Source organism: Metabacillus sp. RB-C-LZQ-3-1 (genome assembly GCF_058315175.1).
Genome location: NZ_JBZFLI010000003.1, coordinates 1 through 22,936, shown reverse-complemented (window position 1 = coordinate 22,936; position 22,936 = coordinate 1). Strand labels below are relative to the sequence as shown.

Below are 22,936 nucleotides of genomic sequence, written 5' to 3'. Positions count from 1 at the left end.
TCCACCTTGGGACACTCTTTAGAAGTAAGATTATGAAAAACGCCTTACCCCTTTTCGTTACAATGGGACGAGACGTTTCTTTGAAAATCTTTTCATCTGAGACATACAATTATGCTATTCTATTTAAAAACAACATCATTCTTCAGGCATCCATATTTTAAAATTCCCGCTCAATGCTAATAAACTAAAAAAGTACAAACAATTGTCATAATAACGGCGATTCCCAGTACGCACAGGTGTGTTCCAAAATAGTTCCACACATTTCTTTGCATTAGGACCCGTTGTAGCTAGTGATGCCATAGCATTTGAAGCTAGTAGCCCGACAGGATGAAGTGATTTTTCCTCAAAGGATTCACCTGAAATTTTGTAACGCCGATAATCTGCCGGATCTTTATCTGCAAAAAACTGCTGAATTCTTTCATTTATTTCTATCGGAGTTTGTTGATCTTTAAACCATTCATAATCCAATCCAATATTGCAAGCTACTCGGTAAGAATCACTGAAAAAATGTCCGTATCCATTTTCATTATTTGGGGTTCCATCATAATATGCATACTCTGGTGCTAAGCCTGTAACAGGATGACAGGCAATTTTTAGGTATTGTCTACTTGCAACAGCAGCCTCTTTCCAGAATTGTCTATCTTCTGGATATGCCCATAATGAAAACAACTCATAGAAATGTGGTAAATGATAGGATGGATCAGAAAATTCAACATTGGGAATAAACTTGATCAATTTATTTTCAGGGTTCCACATCGGAAAACCTTCTCCATCTTCACCTTTATGAAGACAGGTTCTCAATAAGTCCCTTGCCTGTTGTCCGTAGTGGAAGATTCCGTCGCCGTCACCCCAACGATGTGAAGCAAAAAATAAGGCTAAAGCAAAATATTCCTCTCCATCTGGTGCAGGTCCATGAGAACGCTTTGTACCATCTGTGTTACAAGACCAAGCAAAATATCCTGCATTCTCTCCTTCTGTCATATACATATTTTTATATGTCCACTTCCAAAGCCGGTCAAATATATCTTTTTGATCCATTTGAACGGCCATCATCATTCCGTATGACATTCCTTCTGTACGGACATCCAAATTTCCCGTATCAAGCATGTACCCTTCATCATTTTCAACTTGATAATAAATTTGAGTATCAGAATGCTGCTCTGAAAAAAGTTTATTCCATGTATCTTGTACTCTTTCATTAATCACTTCATCAGAATATCCATATTCTCTGAAAACATTTCTGTATGTTCTATTATAAAGTATTGCCGTGTTCACTTTTTATTTCCTCCCACCCAATGTTTGGTTATTATCCAAACAAAGTTTTTTGGGATTTTATCCCTTTATTTCAAGTATACTATCTTTTAAACTACTTATTTCATTTTCCCCTTTATAGTGAACCCAATCAAAGAATGCACATGTTCTACTTTCTTTTCCATTCCCTGTTGCATACAGACCAAGACAGACACCGGTAAATACGCCCCCAAATCCCCCATTTTCCTCTTTGGATAAGTAGGACAGCGGGGATTTCCCAAGACTCTTCCATTCTTTACCTTCTTCTGCATATTGAAAATGATAATCTTGATTATCTGATTTAATGTTTAATTGAATTGTTGAATTTTGAATAATACAACGTGTCATTTCTTCAGTATGTCCTTGAATCGTTTTTAACGCGACAACTACTTTCTCTCCATTTATTTTTTTAACAGCTATCTCATAATGTGCTTTTTCATTTAATCTAAGAGATAAGCCGGCTTCTTCACCATCATTTTTTGGATTAAACTCAAGCAATGTACTAAATTCCATTTTACTATGTTTTTGTGGTTTACAAATAAATGTGGGAACTCCTTTTTCATTACTTAAATTATCCGGTCCACCAATCAAAGCTAGCCAACCTTTTCGTTCAGATAGGGAGTAGTTTTCCTCACTTTTAGCTCTAAGATGAAACCATGTCAGATCTAGAACATCTTGTTCAAAATCATCTTTATCTATAAAACTTTCCTTAATAGTAGATTCTATAGAGAGCTTCGTTGTTTCCATAACACCTGATACAATGCCCTCATTATTATCAATCATTGGCCACCCATCTTCAGTCCAAGTTATAGGCGCTAAAAACGTTTCTCTTCCCAAAATTGTATATTTTTGATTTACAGGTCTTGTTCCTAAAAATACAGCCCACCAGTTCCCATTTTGATCTTCGACAAAATCGGCATGCCCAATGTTTTGTATTGGATGATCGTTCATTTGATTATGTGTTAAGATAGGCTTATTTAACAGTTCAAAAGGTCCATAAGGTTGGCTACTTTTAGAAATGATTGCTCTGTGATCTTCTCCAGTACCGCCACATGCACATAATAGATAATACAATCCTCTTATTTTATATAGATGAGGGGCTTCGGTCCATTGTCCTCCATCACCATGGGATATAACAACCGGGGAGGTTAAAGCCTCACCGGTACGAACGTCTATTTCATATTGAATAATATGAGACTCGTATCCAGCACCATTTTGAACGGTTACATAGACTTTTCCATCATCATCGAACATTAAAGAAGGATCAATATTTCCATATGGAATTTTAATTGGATCTGACCAAGGTCCTTTAGGATCAGTTGCTGTTACATAAAAATTTCCCGTACCTGAAACATCAGTAGAAATCATATAAAATGTTCCATCATGATATCGTAATGTAGGTGCATACAAACCGCCCGAGCTTCTACTATTTCTTAAGTTAACTTGACTATCTCTCGTTAACACACTACCAATTTGCTTCCAATTAATAAGATCTTTACTATGAAAAATTGGAATAGCAGGAAAATATTCAAAAGAGCTTGTTACTAAGTAAAAATCATCTTCTCCTACTTTCACGATACTTGGATCTGGATAAAAACCAGGTATAACCGGATTTAGATACTTCATTTCTACACTTCCCCTTCTCTAAGAACTTGTAGTAAATAGAATGATTCATCTAATCTAAAATAATCAAAATCCACAAAACCACCAGGTATTTTTGTTGCATAGTTAAATAAAGCAAAACGATATCCTACAAAATGATCTAATTTATATTTCATTTGAAGCGTATTCCCTATTGAATCCCACTTCTCCCCATCAAAACTATAGTAAAAATAAGCTTTATCAACCTGATTTCGATAATCTAAATAAATTTTAAAATACACTCTATTTTGGTTGAGGGGAATACTAGCTATTTCTTTTCCATCTCCTGAACTATTATTTACCATAACAATAAAGTAAGCATCTCCTGATTTTCGTACACCAACAAACCCATAGTCCTTTTGAAAGGCGGCAAAACCGGCAAGATCTCCATCATTCATATTGTTTATTTCCAACGCTACCTTTGCTGAACATTCCGGCCCCAATGTTCGTTGTGTAAGTGTATTCCTTGCCTCTTCTATATTTTTGCAGGTGTTTCCTGTAGTAAGTCGCAAAAAACCTGGGCGTTCTGTAAGTGACCAAAGGCGATGATCGGGATTGTGATTCCACTGCCATACTAATTTTAGAAGCTTATGATCGTCTCCTTTAGGTAAATCTTTTGAAGAAGATGTTGTCAGGTCAAATTCATCAGAATCCACCACATAATGTTTACCGTTCACTCGTCCATCTTGGCTCAGCGCTCTATTCAAACAGGTATCTTGTTCTCCGAAAATCGGCCATTCATTTTCCCACGTAACAGGGATAAGATATGGTATCCGTCCAAGTGCACCACTATCTTGAAATAACATGCCATACCATTCTCCATTTATTGTGTCGATGATCCCACCCTGAGCAATCCCTCTATTGTTAAAAGCAATTCGACCTTCATATTCTCCATCTATCTTGTCTGAACGATGAACTAGTTGAGTTCGATTTCCATTTTTGGGCCATGTAATAGTAAAGACATAGTACATTCCATTTATTTTTTGGATATGTGCTCCCTCCGCGGGTAAACCAACTTCCTCCTTTGTACTGGCAACAAAACTCGCCTGAGGGATGATTACTTTAGTAAGTCCTCCTTCTTTAATGGCTGTAGCATCAGCTGTCAGTTCGATCACTTTAATATCATGATTACCGTAAACCATATACACATGACCATCATCATCAAATAATAAAGACATATCATGATAGTATTCATCTAGTACGGAAGATGTCCATTGGCCATTTTCAATATCATTTGTTTGATAGATATAGGTTTTACCTGTTGCCAAGGAACCAAATGTTACATAAAAGGTGTCATGATGATAGCGGATACAGCTTGCCCAGGAGCCTTTTCCATATTCGTTTTTCCCGCTGCTAAGCGTTTGTTCTTCATCATCTGCCAGGATATCGTATACATAATTCACAATTTCCCAGTTTAATAGATCATAGGATTTCATAATTGGAACGCCAGGATTATAATACATAGTCGTGCTTGTCATATAGTAAACATCATTTACCCTGATCACATCTGGATCAGGGATATCTGTCCATATAATAGGATTCTTAAAAATCCGATCTTCTCGTTTACTGGGTATAGTAACATTAGAATAATTTTCTTCACACACGATAAAACATCCCCTCGAAATTCTTTTACCACTTATCTTTTAATCACTTTCCAAAAAGATTCTTTAGGTTGATGATGTTCATTAAATAATAATGGCCAATTTTTTCTTCCGCGAACAGGAAAATGGTCGAGCCATGTATAATCATCTGCTGCTCCCCAGAAGGTAACAGATGTAATGACGTCCGAATACTCTCTTAAAAGTTCAAAAAAGCTGTTGTAGCGATCGGTTTGTTTAGCCACCATTTCTTCTGTAGGGACTTTTACATCTGTTCGTTTATCATCAGAACCGAAGACAGAAACATCCATTTCTGTTATATGAATTTGTAATCCTAAAGATGCATATCGCTCTATAGCAGTTCTAATTTGGTCCAAAGTAGGACTATATATATTCCAATGAGCCTGTAAACCAATTCCGTGAATTGGTACTCCTCTTTCTACTAATCCCTTTGTCAATGAGTAAATTTTTTCTCTTTTTTCTGGATTTGACTCATTATAATCGTTATAAAACAACGATGCATTAGGGTCTGCCAAATGGGCATATTCAAAGGCTTTATCGATAAAATCTTCCCCAACAATGTCTTTCCATTTAGAATCTCTTAACAAATTAGCTCCAGAGTCGGAAACAGCTTCATTTACAACATCCCAACTATAAATTTCCCCTTTGTATCTTTCCATTACGGTAGAAATATGAGCTTTCATCCGTTCTAAAAGGGTGTTTCTATCAACAAGGCTTCCATTTTTATTCGTAAAGACCCAATCAGGAGTTTGATTATGCCAAACAAGAGTATGTCCCCTTACTTTTTTTCCAAATTCATTGGCAAACGATAGAAGCTGGTCTGCTTTATCAAACGTAAAAGTTCCCTCTTCCGGTTGCAAGCTTTCAAACTTCATTTCGTTTTCTGCCGTAAGACTATTAAAATGTTTAATAACCAAGTCTTTTTGAGAATGCAGAGTTAAGGGATTTACGGCTGCTCCAATAAGAAAATAATCTTCATATACTTTGTATAGGGATGGTACTTCTCTTTGATCTTTATGTGTTGTCATCCGTCTCTCTCCTTCAAAAATAGTAGAAAACCAATTTAATATTCTACAAACTTTATCTGATTTATTTCACTGCCCCTAATGTCATACCCTTAACAAAGTATTTTTGTAAAAACGGGTATACACAAATAATCGGAAGACTTGCTACTATGGTCATAGTAGCCTGAATAGACTTAGGGGTAACAGCTTGGACAGCACGCTCACCACTTGCTTGAGCAGTATTCCAATCTCCATTTGAAGTTGCTGTATTTTGAAGAATCTTCATTAACTCATATTGCAAGGTCGTTAAATTCTCGTTACTTGAGTTATACAAAAATACGTCAAACCATTGGTTCCATTGGCCAACAGCAACAAATAATGCTACCGTAGCTAAAACCGGTAAAGAAAGAGGCAACACAATTTGAAAGAACACTCTAAAATCCCCTGCACCGTCAATTCGCGCTTGTTCAAAGAGACTTTTAGGAAGACCTTCTATAAATGAACGCATAATGATAAGATTGAATGCACTTATTAAACCCGGTAAAATATACACCCAAAACGTTCCGATTAAATGCAAATCTCTCATTAAAAGGTAACCCGGAATTAACCCTCCATTAAAATACATCGTCATAATAAATATGATGGTTACTGACTTTTTAAAAACAAATTTTTCTTGAGCGATTGCATAGGCCACCATTGCTGTACATAATAATCCAACCCCTGTCCCAACAACTGTTCTAGCAACAGAAACCAAAATGGCCTGAATAATCGATGCTTGACTAAATACATATTCATAGTTTCGCCAAGTAAACTCTCTTGGCCATAAATAGATTCCGCCTTTCACAGAATCTGTTGCAGCATTTAAAGAAAGGGCAATTTGATTTAGAAAAGGGTACAGCATAATAACACTAAGTAAAATCATGAACATAATATTTAACGTATCAAAGACTACATCTTCTCTCGTTCTCATCAAACTATTTCTTTTTCTTGCTCTTAACATTCTTATCACCCTCCTAGTATAAACCGCCTTGACCCATTTTTTTCGAGAATGAGTTAGCTGCCATCAAGAATATCAAGCTAATAACTGTTTTAAATACTCCCGCTGCTGTTGCCAATGAAAAGTTGAACATTGAAATACCATAGTTGATGACAAATACATCAATATTCTCTGAGAACTCTATGTTTTGCCCATTACCTAATAAGTATTGGGGTTCAAATCCAGCTTCAATAATATATCCAATATTCATAATTAAAAGGATGACAATGACCTGCTTCATTCCAGGAAGGGTAATATATCTAATCCTTTGTAGACGTGAAGCTCCATCAATTTTTGCTGCTTCATATTGTTCTTGGTCAATCATTGATATGGCTGCTAAATAAATGATCGTATTCCACCCTACATTTTTCCATACCTCAGATGCTCCTAAAATTCCCCAGAAATACTCACCTTTTCCTAACCAAAGGATTTCCTTGTCAATGATATTCAGCCCCATCAGTATTTCGTTAATGATTCCATCAATAGACAATACAGAGGAAACAAGTGCAGCTGCTACAACCCAAGAAAGGAAATGAGGTAAATAGCTAATTGTTTGAACAACCCGTTTGAATTTAAGATTCGTTAATTCATTAATTAATAGAGCTAACCCAATCGCTGTAACAAAGCCTAAAACTAAATTAATCAAACTCTGGGCCAAAGTATTTCTAAGTACACCTAAGAAACGATCATCTGTAAAAAGAAAGATGAAATGTTTAAAGCCTACCCATTCTTGTTCTGTGAACGAACGAGCAGGTTTAAAATCCTGAAATGCCATTGTCCATCCCCAAACAGGGAAATATTTAAAAATAAATACCCAAACAACAAAAGGTAAAGTCATTAATAATAATGCCTTTTGACTGCGACATTTTTTTATAAATGCTTTCATGCCCTTTTCCTGGTTTAGTTGCACAATTGGAGATATATGTGCTTTCACTTTTGATTGTGTTTGCATAATTAGACCTCCACTTCCTAATTGATAACCGGACAATGAAGAAGGCTGAACTTCTATCTATAGATCATTCAGCCTTTTCATTAAGATTCTTATCTACCTGCCCATTAGCTCAGCTTCTTTTTTAACAGATGCTTCAATTACATCCTCATAAGCTTCATAAGGCAATTTTTCGAACTCTTCTTTAAATTTATTCCACTCTTTTTCAAAGGCAGCCGGATCTGCAAGTATGATATCAGGGTATGACCTTTTGATTAGATCACGGGATTGTTGATCATATAACTGTGCTTCAGAACCAGTTTCGATCACTGCATCCCAGAACGGGAACCATGGTGCCGGATCCGGCTCAGTGAATATGTCAGTAAATGTTTCAATGTTATAGGCTTCTAAGAACTCTTTGTCCACTTCATCATAAGCAAGTTGGGCAACTTCAGGTTGAACAGCTGGATCAACAGAGTTGCCGTCATCAAATGTACCGCTCATGATTGGCCAGTACCAACCTAATGCGCTAAATCCAAATTCATTTCTAAATTCTTCTTTACTCACTAAATCAATTTGTTCCTGAGTTCGATAATAACGGCCTTCTTCATTTACTTCATACGTTTCTCCCTCAATTCCCCATGTAATCAACTTTTGAGAATCAATCTTTGCCATGTGATCTAAAAACTTAATAATCCTAACCTGGTCTTCTTCAGGCGTACCTGTCGTTAGTCCCATCCCTGGAGAAGTTACATAAGATTCCGGATTTAAATATTGATCTTTGATTCCTTCCTCGAAAACAATAGGAAAGCCCATATAATCATTATAAGGATCATCATCTTGCTCAAGTGTATCTAATGCTGTACCTGATTCCCAACGCGGTCCAAACCATCCAACAACACGCCCTGAAGAAATTTTAGCCAGATATTCATCATAGTTTTGGGTAAAGGCTTCTCTATCAAATAGTCCTTTATCATTTATTTCATTTAATAATTTAAGCCATCTCTTTGTAATATCTTGATGATGATAAACAGATACTTCCAATGTTTCATCATTAACGATTATTCCTTCTTGTTCACCTGATAAAAAGGCCGGGGGGTCAAAAAGCTGTCCCACATGCCAATCGTATTGTAATAATGTATATGGAATGGTATCTGCTCCATTAGTTTTTGGGTGGGCTTTTGCATATTTTTCAACGATCTCAAAAAACTCATCTATCGTTTTTGGATGCGGATAACCTTGTTCTTTTAATGCTTCACGTTTAATCCAAAATGCACTTTGTCCAACATTTGGAGGCTTAATATATCCATTTGATACACCAGATGGAAGAATATAAATGTTTCCATCCTCTTGTTTCATTTTTTCCCATATTGGATCATACAATTTTCTAAGGTTTGGAGCATGCTCCTCAATAAGATCATTAAGTGGTACAAATCCTCCTGCATCAATGACATCATTTGTCGCGTTTTGAGCATTTAGTAGTTCCGGATATTCTCCACTAGCAATCATTGTCCCTATCTTCTGGTTACTATCTCCTACGATATGTTCAATGTCAAAGTTAACTCCGGTTGCTTCTTCAAACATCTTTCCAATTTTGGTATCAGCTGTATTAACGTCTTTACCAGTTGAAGATGCATTAAAGAATTTGTAAGTAAAAACTTCCCCTTCTTCTTGTCCAGCACTTTCTTTGTTTGTGCAAGCCGTTACGACGGACAACACTAGCATAAGACTCAAAAACAAAACTAGAGATTTCCTCTTTACCACTTTGACTCCCCCTTTTTAATGATTACTTATTGCTTCACCTCAATGTTGTAAGCACTTTCATTATAACTTAGGCACTTTTTATTAGTGACCTGACAAAGTATAGTTTTTACTTTGCAAACTTTAGTGATCTTTTGAAATGGTAGTTTTCGCCTTCGTTTTTTGGGTTAAAATTAGTTCGTTCCATTGCGCTCCAGACACTCGCTTTCTGCGGGGAGGAAGCTGAGCCTCCTCGGCTTCGCCTGTGGGGTCTCATCCTTTCCTCATTTCCCGCAGGAGTCGAGTGTCTTCCGCTCCATTCCACTATAGAGTTAAATAATAGGTTTCAAAAGTTAACAATCTCTAGTAAAACAGCCCCCTTTAATATAAAGAAAAACCAATGTACACCGAAAAAGAATTCGACACACATTGGTTTTGGTTTTTCTATTAACGACGTGAAAGAAAGGAAAAATTAATTTTTGTATTCAAAAAATGGAAATATAATTTTCACTGTTGTTCCTACACCTTTTGTGCTTATTATGTTAAATTCAAACTGATTAGAGTAATGTAATTTTAAACGATAGTAAACATTTTTTATTCCTACATGTTCACCAATGTTTGCAACCTCATTTAAGGATTGCATGACCCTTTCATATTCCTCCTCTTCCATTCCCTGACCATTATCATTTATTACACAGACTAATGTATCACCAATACGCTTGATTGAAATGGTGATCATCCCTTTTCCTTTTATCGGTTCAATACCATGGATACTAGCATTTTCAACAAATGGGATGAGTGACATGTTCGGTATAAGGCACTTTGCAGCTTCCGGGTCTATATCAATTTGGTATTGCATTTTATCATCGAATCGGTAATGTTGTATTTCTAAGAAACATTTAATTAAATAAATTTCTTCATCTACTGTAACCCAATCTTTTCCCCAAATAAATGATTTCCTTAGCATCTTAGCAATATTTTCAATAATTTTTGCTGTTTCATCTTCTTTTTTTAAAAGGCTTCTCATACGAATTGTTTCTAGAACATTAAACAAGAAATGCGGATTTATTTGACTTTGCAAGGCGCTTAGCTGTGCCTGCTTTCGTTGTAATTCTAAATCCTTTTTTTGAATATCTGCAACATACACTTCATTTATGAGTCTCTTAATTTTAGATGCCATCCTGTTAAATGCATGTGTAAGTTCACCAATTTCGTCCTGATCGTTCACTCCATCTATCAGCTCGAAGTTTTGATCTTCCACCTTCCTCATATGCCTTAAAATCCGTAAAATTCGCAAATGGAGTGAGCTTGTTATATAAATGATAAATAGGGATGGAAAAATTAAATTAATAAGTGCTAAATAAAGGATAAAATTTCGTGATTTTTTAATATCCTCAAGTAAAACATGTTCTTGGGTAACAGCTACCACTTTCCATTTATTCAAATAAGGAAGACTATATGACTCTTCGAAAATAACTTTATCATCAGGTAATGAAACTGACTTGTACGGATATTTCCTTTCAGACCATTCAATCTTTGGATTTGTCGTGTATTCGATTGTACCCTTTTCATTCAATAAATATAGTTCTCCCGGAAACGTAACATCATGAAAAATACGATACATTAATCCTGATTCAAGATTAATCTCCAGTATTTTTTGGGTAGAATTTTGTGAAACAAAATAATCCATTTCCCTTATTAAACTAAACATATCGTGTTTCCCTGAATCCCCGACGGTACGTATTAAAACTGGATAGGAGCTTCTAATTAACTCTGATTCTTTATACCACGTAGAATCCTTGACAAGTGTATCAATTTTATTGATTCCTCCTGCATAAACGACGGTATCATTATCTGTGTATAATTTAATCGAATGAACAGATGGGTAAAGTGACACTTCTTTGCTTATATCTCCAAAATAATCATGATAGGCATGGATAAAGTCTATTGTTGTCTTATATTTCGTTTCTAAAAGATTGTAGAGTTCATAGTCAGTGTATATCATAGAGGAAATTCCTACAGCATCATCTATGGCTGTTTGAAAATCATTCGCTATTTGTTTCACAGAAAGAGACATGTCATTCATTTTCTGTGTTCTAACATTATTTGTCGTAACATGATAATACGCGATATGGGTTAATGTGATTGGAATAAAAACAGTACAGATATAAATAATGAGCAGTTTATTTCTTAAACTTAGGTTATTAAACTTGTATATTCTCATGGGAACTCCATCTCGTTCATTTTCCTCTATAATTTTTTTCGATATTGAGTTGGGGTCATACCAGTGGTTTTCTCAAATTGAGTAACAAAATAATCTGAATTAGAAAACCCGACATTTTCAGCTACCTGATAAATTCGCATATCCGTTTGTCTAAGCTTTTTCTTCGCTTCACAGATACGGACTTGCAAAAGATAATCCTTAAAATACAATCCATATGTTTTTTTAAATAACTGTCCCATGTAGACTGGATTCATAAAAAATTGATTAGCTATACTCTTCAATGTAAGGTCTTCTCTGTAGTGTGTATCAACATATTTTTTTATTCTACGTATATTTAGTTTTCCAGAATCTTTATTCAATTGATTTAACAGTGTGGCTGCCTCTAATATAAAGTCCAAGAACATCTCCTTTATGATTTGCAAAGTACGAGGAAGGTTGTCCCAATTCAACATGACCTGGAGGGAAGTTAGATGTTTTTCATCCCCTTCCATCGCCTGTATCGTTTTCACCACTTCGTGAACCACCCGATTAATGGATGTCCTTACTGCATCTTTCGCGAACGCTTTTTCCTGAAATTGCTCGAACATTTTATCAATTGTTTTTTTTATGTTAGAGATTTGATTTTCTTCTATGTGCTCCATTAGTGTTTGATACAAGGCGTGATCAAGTTCTATATAATTAACGTTGGACACTTTTGTTTTGCCAAATATAATAGGATTTTCTAAATTCTCCAAATATTTAAATTGCAAAGCTTTTATCGCAGTTTCATATGTATCCTTGATATCATTAGGATCATCTACAATTTTTCCAACATAAATGGAAACATCCGTATTCAAACAGTTCATGATCTGAGTCTTTATTACTTCTGAGAAATGAAAAATATTTCCTTTAAATTGTTGTATTTCCTCGCTTTTGACAAGTATGCCGATACGATTATTGCCATGCTCACGAAACAAGGTAGTAGAATGCAGATCTTCACCATGAATCGTTCTGCTTATGATCTCACGTATCTTAGTCGCGTTTACAAACATATTATTTATCTCAATGATTATATAAGCCATTCCTGTTGTTTGGTTGATATTCAACTTTTTCATACATTCATGACGATGTTCTTCTTCTAGTTCTCCAGTTATTAATTCATTAAAAGCAGTAGTAGCAAGAATATTGTTTCTATTGCGATCTACCTGTAATTTTTTCGTATGCTTCTCCGCAACCTTTTTCAGTGTTTCTTCAATCTCATCTTTATCAACTGGTTTTAATATGAAATCATGCACACTATACTTAACAGCTCTTTGAGCATACTTAAAATCACTATACCCAGTAATAATAATAAAGTTAGGAGGAGATTTCTTTGACTCTACTATCTGCTTTATCAACTCGAGGCCGTCTAACACCGGCATCTTGATATCAGTAATGACTAGATCGGGATTATTCAACTGGATATACTCCAAGGCATCTTCTCCATTATCTGCTTCTGCACAAACTTCAAAGCCACAGCCTTCCCAATCAATGAGACTAATCAATCCTTTGCGAACAAATCGATCATCATCTACTAAGAACACTTTATAAGCCATAGCCATTTCCCTCCAATCATTTGAAGCATACAACAAATAATGCACACTATAAATATAACGCTTTCATTTTATCATTAAAAGCATTCCAGTATCACTTTGTAGACTTAGCTGATTGCTGCTTATCTTCTAATCTGCGAAATCCGATTAACGCACACCCCATTATAATTAGAGCTATTGTGCTGGTCATTATTAATGGGATCAACCCTGGTATAAAAACTAGCAGAAAATAAAGGAGGCCTAACCCTATTACGATCAGGATGGTAATGGCAGGACTAAGGATCCCGATTAAAAAAGCATGTTTAAAATAGTGATGGAGTTTTAAATCGTAATGTACGTATACTGGGATAATATATAATAAAGAAATAAAATATATTATACTTATAAAAATTAACCCTGTTTGAAACACATAATATGATGATCCGGTCATATTTTGAATAGATAAGAAATCAAGATATAGTAAATAACCGACTATTGAGTAGATTAAGCCGATCACATTAGACTTAAAAAATTCTCTCTTATAAGTTAAAGCAAACATCTTCAAAATTTGTTTTCCAGTGGTATCCTTTAGCAGTAAATGACGAATAACCGTAAACATCGCCACTGTGGCTGGGAAAACACCAAAGATAATGAGCCCGGCCAGTACACTTCCGATCCACAGCAGATTAATATAAGCCAGCCACATAATCCATTCTAACAAAAGATAAAACTTCGTTATATTGAGAACTTTCCCCATTTGTTAATGCTCCCTTCACCTTTATTATAATAGACTTTTAACTAACATACTTATATGGAAAAATAAACTATATTCAACTCACCATTACCACCCATTTTTCAATCATTAGTTCAATATTAAGAAACATGACGAGCATATAGAAAAGAAGAAGGCTGATAGCTTAGTTCAACCTTCTTACCTCATTAAATTAAACATAATGTAAAACACTTCTCTATAAATGAATTTCACATCATATTTTTGTCAGAGCAAGTATTTCAAAAACCTGTTAGAGTTGTAAGCACTTACATTATAACTTTTAACTTATTAATCAATTACCCTACAAAGTATAGATTTTACTTTGAAAAACTTAGGTCCCGCTCGAATATAATCAAAAAATCTCTATTATGAGATCTTTCTCTAAAGGAAATTCTATTATTAATTGCTCAATACCCTGAGCAAACGTTGGATTCATCTATTGAAGAAGTTCTTCGTATACTCTCCAACACAATCTTTCATATAGGATGTAAATTCTAGCGAATCAGCATTAATTCCGCTTCCATTACTCCCTTAAATAACATAACTTATTGCTTAACATATAGGGTATAAACCCCATTTCTTTCCGTAGGAAAAGAAATCATTCCGTCACCTTCATGTATCTTACTAACATTGTCACCATTTGTATCCGTTAATGCATATGGTCCTGTCCAATTTATTTTGCATTCATTTCCACTTAAAGAATGAATGACAGCTGTTTCTATTGAACCATTCTCCCAATATAAATCTACTTCAAATCCACCTCTCGCTATTATTCCCTTAACAAACCCTTTGTTCCACTTTTCAGGGATAGCAGGAAGGAACTGTAGTGTTCCAGTATGGCTTTGTAAAAGCATTTCAGCAATTCCAGCAGTACCACCAAAATTCCCGTCAATTTGAAAAGGCGGATGATTATCCAATAGGTTTGGAAGGGTAGAGTGTTTCAGCATTTCTAAAATATTTGAATAAGCAAGTTCCCCTTCACAGAGCCTTGCCCACATATTGATAATCCATGCACGACTCCACCCTGTATGCCCGCCGCCATTCGCAAGTCTTCTTTCTAAAGTAGTTTTCGCTGCCTTGGCAAGATCTGGGGTCTCCTTTACAGTAATTTGTTTCCCTGGATGCAGGGCAAATAAATGTGATATATGTCGATGGCCTGGCTCAGCCTCCTCATAATCCTCCATCCACTCTTGGATTTGCCCATACTTGCCTATTTTCGTTTCTGGTAAACGCTTTAAAACCTCAGCCAATTGTCCTCTAAATGGTACATCCTTTCCCAGAATTTCACTTGCTTCAATGGACGCAAGAAATAGTTCCCTCAGGATCTGACTGTCCATGGATGGTCCAATACACAATGTTCCATTTTCACCATTAGGAAGAATATAAGTATTTTCTGGTGAAACAGAAGGACTTGTAACAAGATATCCTTCATCAGTTTCCACTAAAAAATCCAAAAAAAATTCCACCGACTCTTTTATCGTCTCATAACTCTTTTCAAGGAAGTCATTGTCATATGTAAATTGATAATGTTCCCATAAATGGAGGCATAGCCAGGCTGCACCCATTTGCCAGTAGGTTGCCGGAGGGTAGATATCCTGTGGAGCTGTATCTCCCCAAATATCTGTATTATGATGTGCCACAAAACCTCTGCATCCATACATGACCTTTGCAGTATGTCTGCCGTTAACACGCATTCGTTCAATTAAATCAAATAATGGCTCATGACATTCTGAAAGATTACAAACTTCAGCTGGCCAATAATTCATTTGTGCATTAATATTTATCGTATATTTACTATCCCAAGGCGGCCTCATTTTGTCGTTCCATATTCCCTGCAGGTTTGCTGGAAGCGTACCAGGTCTACTACTGGAAATTAGTAAATAACGACCAAACTGAAAATATAACTCTATCAACTTATGATCTTCAAAACCGTTTTTGACCCTGTTTAGCCTTTCATCTGTTGGCAATTGGAGGATTTCTTCATTTAAATCATTATTCAAACTAATTTCCATTCGTTTAAAATAAGCTGAATAATCCTCAATATGACTTAGCTTCAATTGTTCGTAAGATTTCATCGCTGCTTGATCAATCTTTTTAAAGCATTCTTCTTCTGGATTAGCATGACGAAAGGTCGATTCAGCTGCTAATAATAATAAGACTGTATCAGCATCATTTACAATTAGGTGCTCTCCAATCGTTTCCACCGTTCCTCCCTCTGCAAAGGCAGATAAGACAACAGAAAAATCAGATCCACCGTCCCCCCCACAATTCCCTTTCATGACTATACTATTATTTCTTTTTGAAGATAAACTCTCAACATATCGATTCTGTTCTCTTGAAAGTCTAGCAGTAAATGAAATCGATTCTTTTTCACTTGATGTAACACGAATCACTGTTACTTGATCAGGGTAGCTTGAAAAAATTTCTCTTTTAAAGCTGGTTTGATTCAAAGTATAATCAACCGATACCATCGCTTTTTCTAAATCTAGCTTCCTTGTATATTCTTCCACCCTTTCATGACCAAAATGAAGAAACAAATCACCTAGAGTCATATAATGTCTTTGTGTTTCAGGTGTTCCCGATAATGCATATTTTGCTAATTTTTCAGCTTCACTTAATCTTCCTTCCTTAAGCAATGCTCTCATTTTGGGCAGGTTATCCAATGCATCCGGATTGTTTCTATCTCTGAATCCTCCATACCAGATTGATTCCTCATTTAACTGAATTTGTTCTACTGAGGTTTTACCAAATATCATTGCACCTAATCGGCCATTCCCAACAGGCAATGCCTCATTCCATGTCTTTGCAGGCTTATGAAATAAAATCATATGATTTTTCAAAACAGGTTTCCCCCTTATTATTTTAGTGAATAAAATCGAGAACAGTTTTCACCTAATATCTGACTCTCGTAACCAGAAGCGAATTGTTTCACATAATCTAATACAATTTCCATAACCGCTTCATAGGAATCACTAACGGTGCATACTGGCCAATCAGATCCTATCATGACTCTTTCCGGTCCAAATGCATGAAATACAATATCAAGATAGGCTTTAAAATCCTCTTTTCTCCAATTCTTCCAATCTGCCTCTGTTACCATTCCAGATACTTTCACATAAACATTTTTGTATTCTGCCAGTTTTGTAAGGTTTTCCTTCCAAAATGAAATCTCTTTATTTTTTATATCTGGTTTGCCAATATGATCTAAAACAAATAACTGCTCCGGAAATTTTTCTATAAGTTGGAGAGCATAAGGAATATGCTTTGGAAAAAGTAGAAGATCATACGTTAAGTTAAAATCCTTTAGCACACTGATGCCTCTTTGAAATTCTTCTCTCAGCATAAATTGATCGTCAGCTTCATCATGGATCACATGACGAACACCTTTTAAAAAAGGATTGTTCGCAAATTGCTTAAGTTGTTTTGTTATATCAGGTGAACATAGGTCCACCCATCCTACAACACCTTTGATAAAATCAAATTTTTGGGCTAATTCTAAAAGCCATTTTGTCTCTTCTAAGCTTTGTCTAGCTTGAACAACGATAGAGCCATCAAAATGAATAGATGTTAAACGCGCCTTCAAGTCTTCTGGTAAAAAGTCTCTTTTTAATTCAGACATATCATCATCGATCCAGTCAAATTCCTTTTCATTATATAGCCAAAAATGTTGATGTGCGTCAATTTTCATCAATCAAAAGATCCCTCACTTTTGCTTATTATTCATATTCAATTACTGCCTTTATTACTTTTTCCTAAGGAGCTAGCAAATGCTCGAATTCTTTCGTTATTCCATTAATGAACACCGATGTGTAATTAAGTTCTTTAAGATAATGCTTGATGATTTTATAACTTACCAATCCTCGCCTCTTCCACTAGGCCATGTCTTATTATGGATCGGTTCAAGAATAGCAAGAACCTCATTTAGAAACTCTAAATCAATCGGATTATTTGCCCATTCGATATTCTTTTTAATATTCTCTACACTTGCTGTACTTACTAAAGTTGTTGGTACTTTTCCATTCGCTACCGAGTATTGAATAGCAAGCTTTGATATGTCTTCGCCATGTTGTTTACAAAATTGAGCTGCTTTGCTACATACATCTTTTATTTCTTGTGATGCCGGATGCCATTCCGGTACCAATCGATTGCTTAGTAATCCCATCGATAGGGGGGATGCGTTCATCAAGCCGACCTGATTTTTTTCTAAAAGAGGGAGTATATCTAATAGAGAATTGTCATTCAATGTGTAATGACAGTAGGAAAGGATGACATCAAGATCGGTTTCGATAAGTATTTTTTCAAATATGGATAACGGTAAACCCGATACACCAAAAAAACGAATTTTCCCTTCTTTTTTTAGTTGTTTGAGGGCAGGGATTGACTCCTCTATGATCTGTTCATAAGAAGCAAATTCGATGTCATGCAAAAGCAAAATATCTAAATAGTCCGTCGATAACCTTTTTAGGCTTTCTTCTACACTTGACATCATTCTATTCTTTGAAAAATCAAATTCATGCTCTCCATATCTTCCTGCTTTTGTGGAAAGAATGAATTTCTCTCTCGGAATATCCTTCAGTGCTTTTCCAAGTACAGTTTCTGCCTTCGTTAACCCATAATAGGGTGAAACATCAATTAAATTCATTCCAAATTCAACCGCTGTTTGAACTGTTGCTATTCCCTCTTCCTCATCAATATTTCTAAAAACAGAACCTAAAGATGAAGCGCCATAACTAAGAACAGGAACGTCCAGCCCTGTTCTTCCAAGTTTTCTATATTTCATATGCCCCTCCCAAATAATTTAATTTTCGCATTGCGTGGACACAAGGGAAAACCAACCCTTTGTATCACACATCATAGGTCATCTTCAATTTGTACAATTCAAAATATCTTTTTTAAAACGATTATAAAAATCAAGCATAACAGGTTAGAACCGATGAAGAGACCTCCATCGGCTTTTTATTCAATTGTTCAGTTAAATAAATCGGAACTTTCTATAAACTAGAAGTGTCATAAGCTTCTTGCATAATCTCTAGATAACGTTTTAGATTTAATTGTTCAAATCCCTTCACGTATGAATCCCATTCTTTATCTAAATCTTTTGTGCCTGTTATAAACTGAAGTGAATTCTGCTCAATATAATCCACAATATTTGTCTGAATCATTGCAGCTTCATCCGCGACAGCAGGGTCAATCCAAATGGCCCAATGCGGGAAAACCTCAGAAGGCTCTTTCCCCTCATATAAATGTGTTGCTTCCTGTAATCTGCGCTCATACCCTTCTGCTGTATAAATATCAGTTGCTTGGACTAACCCATCTCTAAAGTCTCTTGGATGATAAAATTGCACCATGGATGTCCAATTATCATTACGTGGTTCTTCACCTTCTTCAAGCTGAATCTGTGCAAGTAGAGGTTCAACACTTTCCTCAATCGCTACTTCTCCTTCTTTAGGTTCTCTCCAGCTTACATCCTTTTCACCATAGAAACTGCGAATCTGTCCTTCCTCTGTAAACATATAGTCTACTAGCTTAATAGCCGCAATCTGCGCTTCCTCACTTGCCTTATTTGTTATAACAAATGCCCCTCCAGGAGTACTTGGGAAGTTATATGTTGCATATTCAGAATTTGGTCCTTTAAGTGGAGCTAGTGCATCGTAATCTTTAGAATATTCTTCATCCGTTACAAACATTCCAGGGTGCATCGCAGTTGATGCTCCAACAATTTGAATGTCGGCATTATTACCTAATTTTTGGTGCGCCTCAATATTCTGTGAAAAGGCACCCTTGTCAATTAATCCTTCTTCATATAAGGACTTTATATAGGTTAATCCTTCCTTCCATTCTTCTTTATTTGCTGCTAAATCAACCTTTCCATTTTCCAAAAGCAACCTTGATCTTGAATCATCATAAATAAAGCCATTCATTAAATAGGGAATAATAGACGATTCAATAAGGGCTGGAGAACCACTCATTGGAACTTCATCCTGTTTTCCATTTCCGTTTGGATCTTGAGTTTTAAACGCTGTTAAGACATCTTTAAATTCTTCAGTTGTCGTTGGCATATCTAAATTTAACTTTTCTAGCCAGTCCGTATTAATCCAAAGTTTGTTCCCATAAGAGCAATGGAAGCACTCATTTAAATGTGGCAATCCATAAATATTTCCGTCAGGAGCTGTTACCATTGATGCATAATAAGGGTGGTTTTCTAACACCTCTTTTATATTTGGAGCATACTCATCTATTAAATCATTTAATGGAAGTACTACACCTTGTTTTCCATAACGTAATAAATCTGTTTGAGAAAACTGATCCACCCAAGGAACTAAGAAAAAGACTTCAGGGTAATCACCACTCGCTAGCGCTATATTTCTTACTTCACTTGCAGAAGTAGCGTCATAAGTGGTTACTTGCCACTCTAAATCCATATTAAATTTCTCTTCAGCAAATTTAGTGAAGGAATTTGTTTCTAAATCTGTTTCAGCATTTTGCGGTCCAAAAACCTTAATCTTAACAGGACCATCTTGTTGAGACACTTCTGTTTTTTCATTTGAACTACAACCAACTAAAGCAAGACTTACAACAAGCAAAAATGATAAAAAGTATAGCATCGTCTTTTTCATTGTAACCTTCCCCTTTTCATTAAATTGAATGACAATATCAAAATCTGAATACATATATTTACTCCACATCCCCCCTTTCAACAATAACAATTAACAGGCATTATCCTTTAACTGAACCAATCATCATACCTTTAACAAAGTGACGCTGAACAAATGGATAAATGAGCATAACAGGTAAACTCGCAGCAACAATTAAGGAGTATTTCATTAAATCAGCTAGCTGCTGTCTTTCCATCATTTCAGATGCTTCTATCCCACCTGTGCCTGTATTCAAGATAATAATATTTCTAAGTACCAACTGGAGTGGATGCAGATCTGGATTCTTTAAATAAATCAAGGCGTCAAAGTATGCGTTCCACTGACTTACTGCATACATTAAAACAAGAACGGCTATAATGGGCTTGGCCAATGGCAGGACAACTGACCAAAGGAAACGTATATCACTACATCCATCCATTTCACTTGCTTCTACTAATTCATCAGGTATGGAAGTTTGAAAAAATGTACGTGCAATAATAACCTGCCAAACTGCAATAGCGTTAGGAATCAAGAGAGCCCATCTTGTATCTACCATTCCTAATGATTGCACAACTAGATAAGTAGGAATCAATCCGCCATAAAAGAGCATTGTAAATACGATAAAAAACATAAGAAAATTCCGACCAAAGAATGTCCTTCTCGAAAGCGGATAGGCAATCAACACCGTCAATGTCACGCTGATTAAAGTACCAAATAGAGTATAAAATAAAGAATTCATATAACCAGTTAAGATCTGGGCATTACTAAATAGGACTTCATAACCTTTAAACGACAGGTCAACCGGCCATAACCATACCTTCCCAGAAGAAACGGCTTGAGGACTGCTTATTGATGCACTAACAATATAAATAAGTGGATAAAGTACCGCCACTAATAAAATTGATAGAAAAAGGTAAACTCCTGTTAGAAAAATTCGATCAGCAACAGATTCTTTTATTTTGTTTTTACGACCAAACATTATCTTGTCCCCCTTATTACCACAAACCATTTTTGGAAATTTTCTTCGATGTTGCATTAACAACCACAAGTAAGATTAAATTAATCACTGAATTGAACAGACCTACGGCTGTTGCAAAGCTAAAGTTGGCATTTAACAAACCAATTTTATAAACATATGTTGAAATAACTTCAGATGTAGATAAATTAAGAGGATTTTGTAATAAAAAGACTTTTTCAAACCCTAGTGCCATAATGTTCCCCACACTGAGAATGAGAATAATAGTTGCAACAGGCATGATGCTCGGTATATCAATATAGATGATTTTTTGAAGTCTTGTCGCCCCATCAACCCTCGCAGCTTCATATTGGGATGGATCAACACCTGAGAGCGCTGCCAAGTAAATGATGGCTGAATAACCTGCATGCTGCCATACATCCGACCAAACATAGATGTCTCTAAACATGCTGGGCATACCAAGAAAGTCGATTGATTCAAGATTTAATAGTGAAAACAATTGGTTCACGATTCCAAGTCTAGGAGAAAACATTAATGTTAACATGGAAACAATGATAACAGTAGAAATGAAATATGGTGCATATGTAACCATTTGAACCGTCTTTTTAAATACTCCATTTCTGATTTCATTTAAACATAGAGCCAATATGATCGGGATAGGAAACCCTACTGCTAACGCATATAAACTAAGATAAAAAGTATTTTTTATTAGCACCCAAAATTGTGGATTGTTAAAAAACATTTCAAAGTGCTTAAATCCAACCCATTCACTTCCCCATATTCCTTTCACTACACTATAATCTTTAAAGGCAATTATTGAATTTAGCATTGGGATATACTTAAAAATAATAAAATATAAAACTGGCGGAATAATTAGTAGATAAAGTTGCCAATGCCTCTTTATTGACTTTTTAGCATTAGCCAAAATTGTTGACTTAACCTGTACTGCATTCGAGTTAGGTGAAGTCTTATTTGCTATCTCGACTTTCAATTCAACCACTCCAATCCTCTTTTTTGTAAACGCTGCCAAAAAATAAAAAGCTATTAAGTTGATAAGAATGTAACATGAGTGTGGTCTACTTAATAGGTACAATTGAAAAGCACTAGGACAATTAATGATTAATTGATCATCATGCACATTCAAAAACCCATTTTCAAAAAGCTATCGAAGAGATATGGCACTTTAAAATAGAAGGCTTTCTTTGCCATCTTTAAATAGTTCATGTATCCTCAAAAGTACTTTCTTTAGATTCAAAAAAACCATTTTCTAAATCAATTACCAGCACACAAAACACTTGAAAATTAGTTACAGGAAAATCTAATACCGTCAAGGTACAATTGATTTTTATCAGTACATTTTGTTTGTACTTCATACTTCTTAAGGTAAAGCAAGATTTAGATCACTTACTATACAAAGGAAATAGTGGTTCATTTACTTGACTTCATTCTCATTTCAATTTGTCCCGTGATTTCGATTAGTTCACGGTTACATGCACAAAACAACAATAACCTTGAAGCGCA

The 22,936-nt window shown here is 35.5% G+C and carries 16 protein-coding genes; all 16 read right to left on the bottom strand.

Annotation, left to right across the window (positions count from 1 at the left end; genetic code table 11):
• Positions 1-135: 135 nt before the first annotated feature.
• The 16 genes from AC4GZ8_RS05865 to AC4GZ8_RS05790 all read right to left on the bottom strand — a co-directional run bounded on the left by AC4GZ8_RS05865 (position 136) and on the right by AC4GZ8_RS05790 (position 22,406).
• Complete coding sequence (locus AC4GZ8_RS05865) at positions 136-1,275, bottom strand: family 8 glycosyl hydrolase (RefSeq protein WP_491080888.1); 1,140 nt, start codon at positions 1,273-1,275, stop codon at positions 136-138.
• Between the two features lie 57 nt (positions 1,276-1,332).
• Positions 1,333-2,916 (bottom strand): glycoside hydrolase family 43 protein, encoded by a 1,584-nt coding sequence (locus AC4GZ8_RS05860; protein ID WP_491080887.1) that lies wholly within the window; start codon positions 2,914-2,916, stop codon positions 1,333-1,335.
• 2 nt (positions 2,917-2,918) lie between these two features.
• Positions 2,919-4,535, bottom strand: coding sequence for a glycoside hydrolase family 43 protein (locus AC4GZ8_RS05855; protein ID WP_491080886.1), 1,617 nt, complete (start codon positions 4,533-4,535; stop codon positions 2,919-2,921).
• A 32-nt stretch (positions 4,536-4,567) separates the two neighbouring features.
• A complete protein-coding gene (locus AC4GZ8_RS05850; protein ID WP_491080885.1) occupies positions 4,568-5,578 on the bottom strand; it encodes an endo-1,4-beta-xylanase in 1,011 nt (336 codons plus the stop codon).
• 61 nt (positions 5,579-5,639) lie between these two features.
• Positions 5,640-6,554, bottom strand: coding sequence for a carbohydrate ABC transporter permease (locus tag AC4GZ8_RS05845; protein ID WP_491080884.1), 915 nt, complete (start codon positions 6,552-6,554; stop codon positions 5,640-5,642).
• Positions 6,555-6,567: 13 nt separating this feature from the next.
• Positions 6,568-7,476 carry an ABC transporter permease gene (locus AC4GZ8_RS05840; protein WP_491081190.1) on the bottom strand — a complete coding sequence of 303 codons (909 nt, stop codon included), beginning with the start codon at positions 7,474-7,476 and terminating at the stop codon, positions 6,568-6,570.
• A 159-nt stretch (positions 7,477-7,635) separates the two neighbouring features.
• Positions 7,636-9,282, bottom strand: coding sequence for an extracellular solute-binding protein (locus tag AC4GZ8_RS05835; RefSeq protein WP_491080883.1), 1,647 nt, complete (start codon positions 9,280-9,282; stop codon positions 7,636-7,638).
• 448 nt (positions 9,283-9,730) lie between these two features.
• A complete protein-coding gene (locus AC4GZ8_RS05830) occupies positions 9,731-11,482 on the bottom strand; it encodes a sensor histidine kinase (protein WP_491080882.1) in 1,752 nt (583 codons plus the stop codon).
• 26 nt (positions 11,483-11,508) lie between these two features.
• On the bottom strand, positions 11,509-13,056 hold the full coding sequence (locus AC4GZ8_RS05825; RefSeq protein WP_491080881.1) for a response regulator transcription factor: 1,548 nt from the start codon (positions 13,054-13,056) through the stop codon (positions 11,509-11,511).
• A gap of 91 nt (positions 13,057-13,147) precedes the next feature.
• A complete protein-coding gene (locus AC4GZ8_RS05820; RefSeq protein WP_491080880.1) occupies positions 13,148-13,789 on the bottom strand; it encodes a YesL family protein in 642 nt (213 codons plus the stop codon).
• A gap of 560 nt (positions 13,790-14,349) precedes the next feature.
• On the bottom strand, positions 14,350-16,644 hold the full coding sequence (locus AC4GZ8_RS05815; protein ID WP_491080879.1) for a glycoside hydrolase family 95 protein: 2,295 nt from the start codon (positions 16,642-16,644) through the stop codon (positions 14,350-14,352).
• A 17-nt stretch (positions 16,645-16,661) separates the two neighbouring features.
• A complete protein-coding gene (locus AC4GZ8_RS05810; RefSeq protein WP_491081189.1) occupies positions 16,662-17,492 on the bottom strand; it encodes an amidohydrolase family protein in 831 nt (276 codons plus the stop codon).
• Between the two features lie 162 nt (positions 17,493-17,654).
• Positions 17,655-18,584 (bottom strand): aldo/keto reductase, encoded by a 930-nt coding sequence (locus AC4GZ8_RS05805; RefSeq protein WP_491080878.1) that lies wholly within the window; start codon positions 18,582-18,584, stop codon positions 17,655-17,657.
• A 211-nt stretch (positions 18,585-18,795) separates the two neighbouring features.
• The gene (locus AC4GZ8_RS05800; protein WP_491081188.1) at positions 18,796-20,421 is read right to left on the bottom strand and encodes an ABC transporter substrate-binding protein; all 1,626 of its coding nucleotides are present in this window, start codon (positions 20,419-20,421) and stop codon (positions 18,796-18,798) included.
• Between the two features lie 100 nt (positions 20,422-20,521).
• Complete coding sequence (locus AC4GZ8_RS05795) at positions 20,522-21,418, bottom strand: carbohydrate ABC transporter permease (protein ID WP_491080877.1); 897 nt, start codon at positions 21,416-21,418, stop codon at positions 20,522-20,524.
• A gap of 16 nt (positions 21,419-21,434) precedes the next feature.
• Positions 21,435-22,406, bottom strand: a complete 972-nt coding sequence (locus tag AC4GZ8_RS05790) for an ABC transporter permease (RefSeq protein WP_491080876.1) — start codon at positions 22,404-22,406, stop codon at positions 21,435-21,437.
• Between the last annotated feature and the right edge of the window lie 530 nt (positions 22,407-22,936).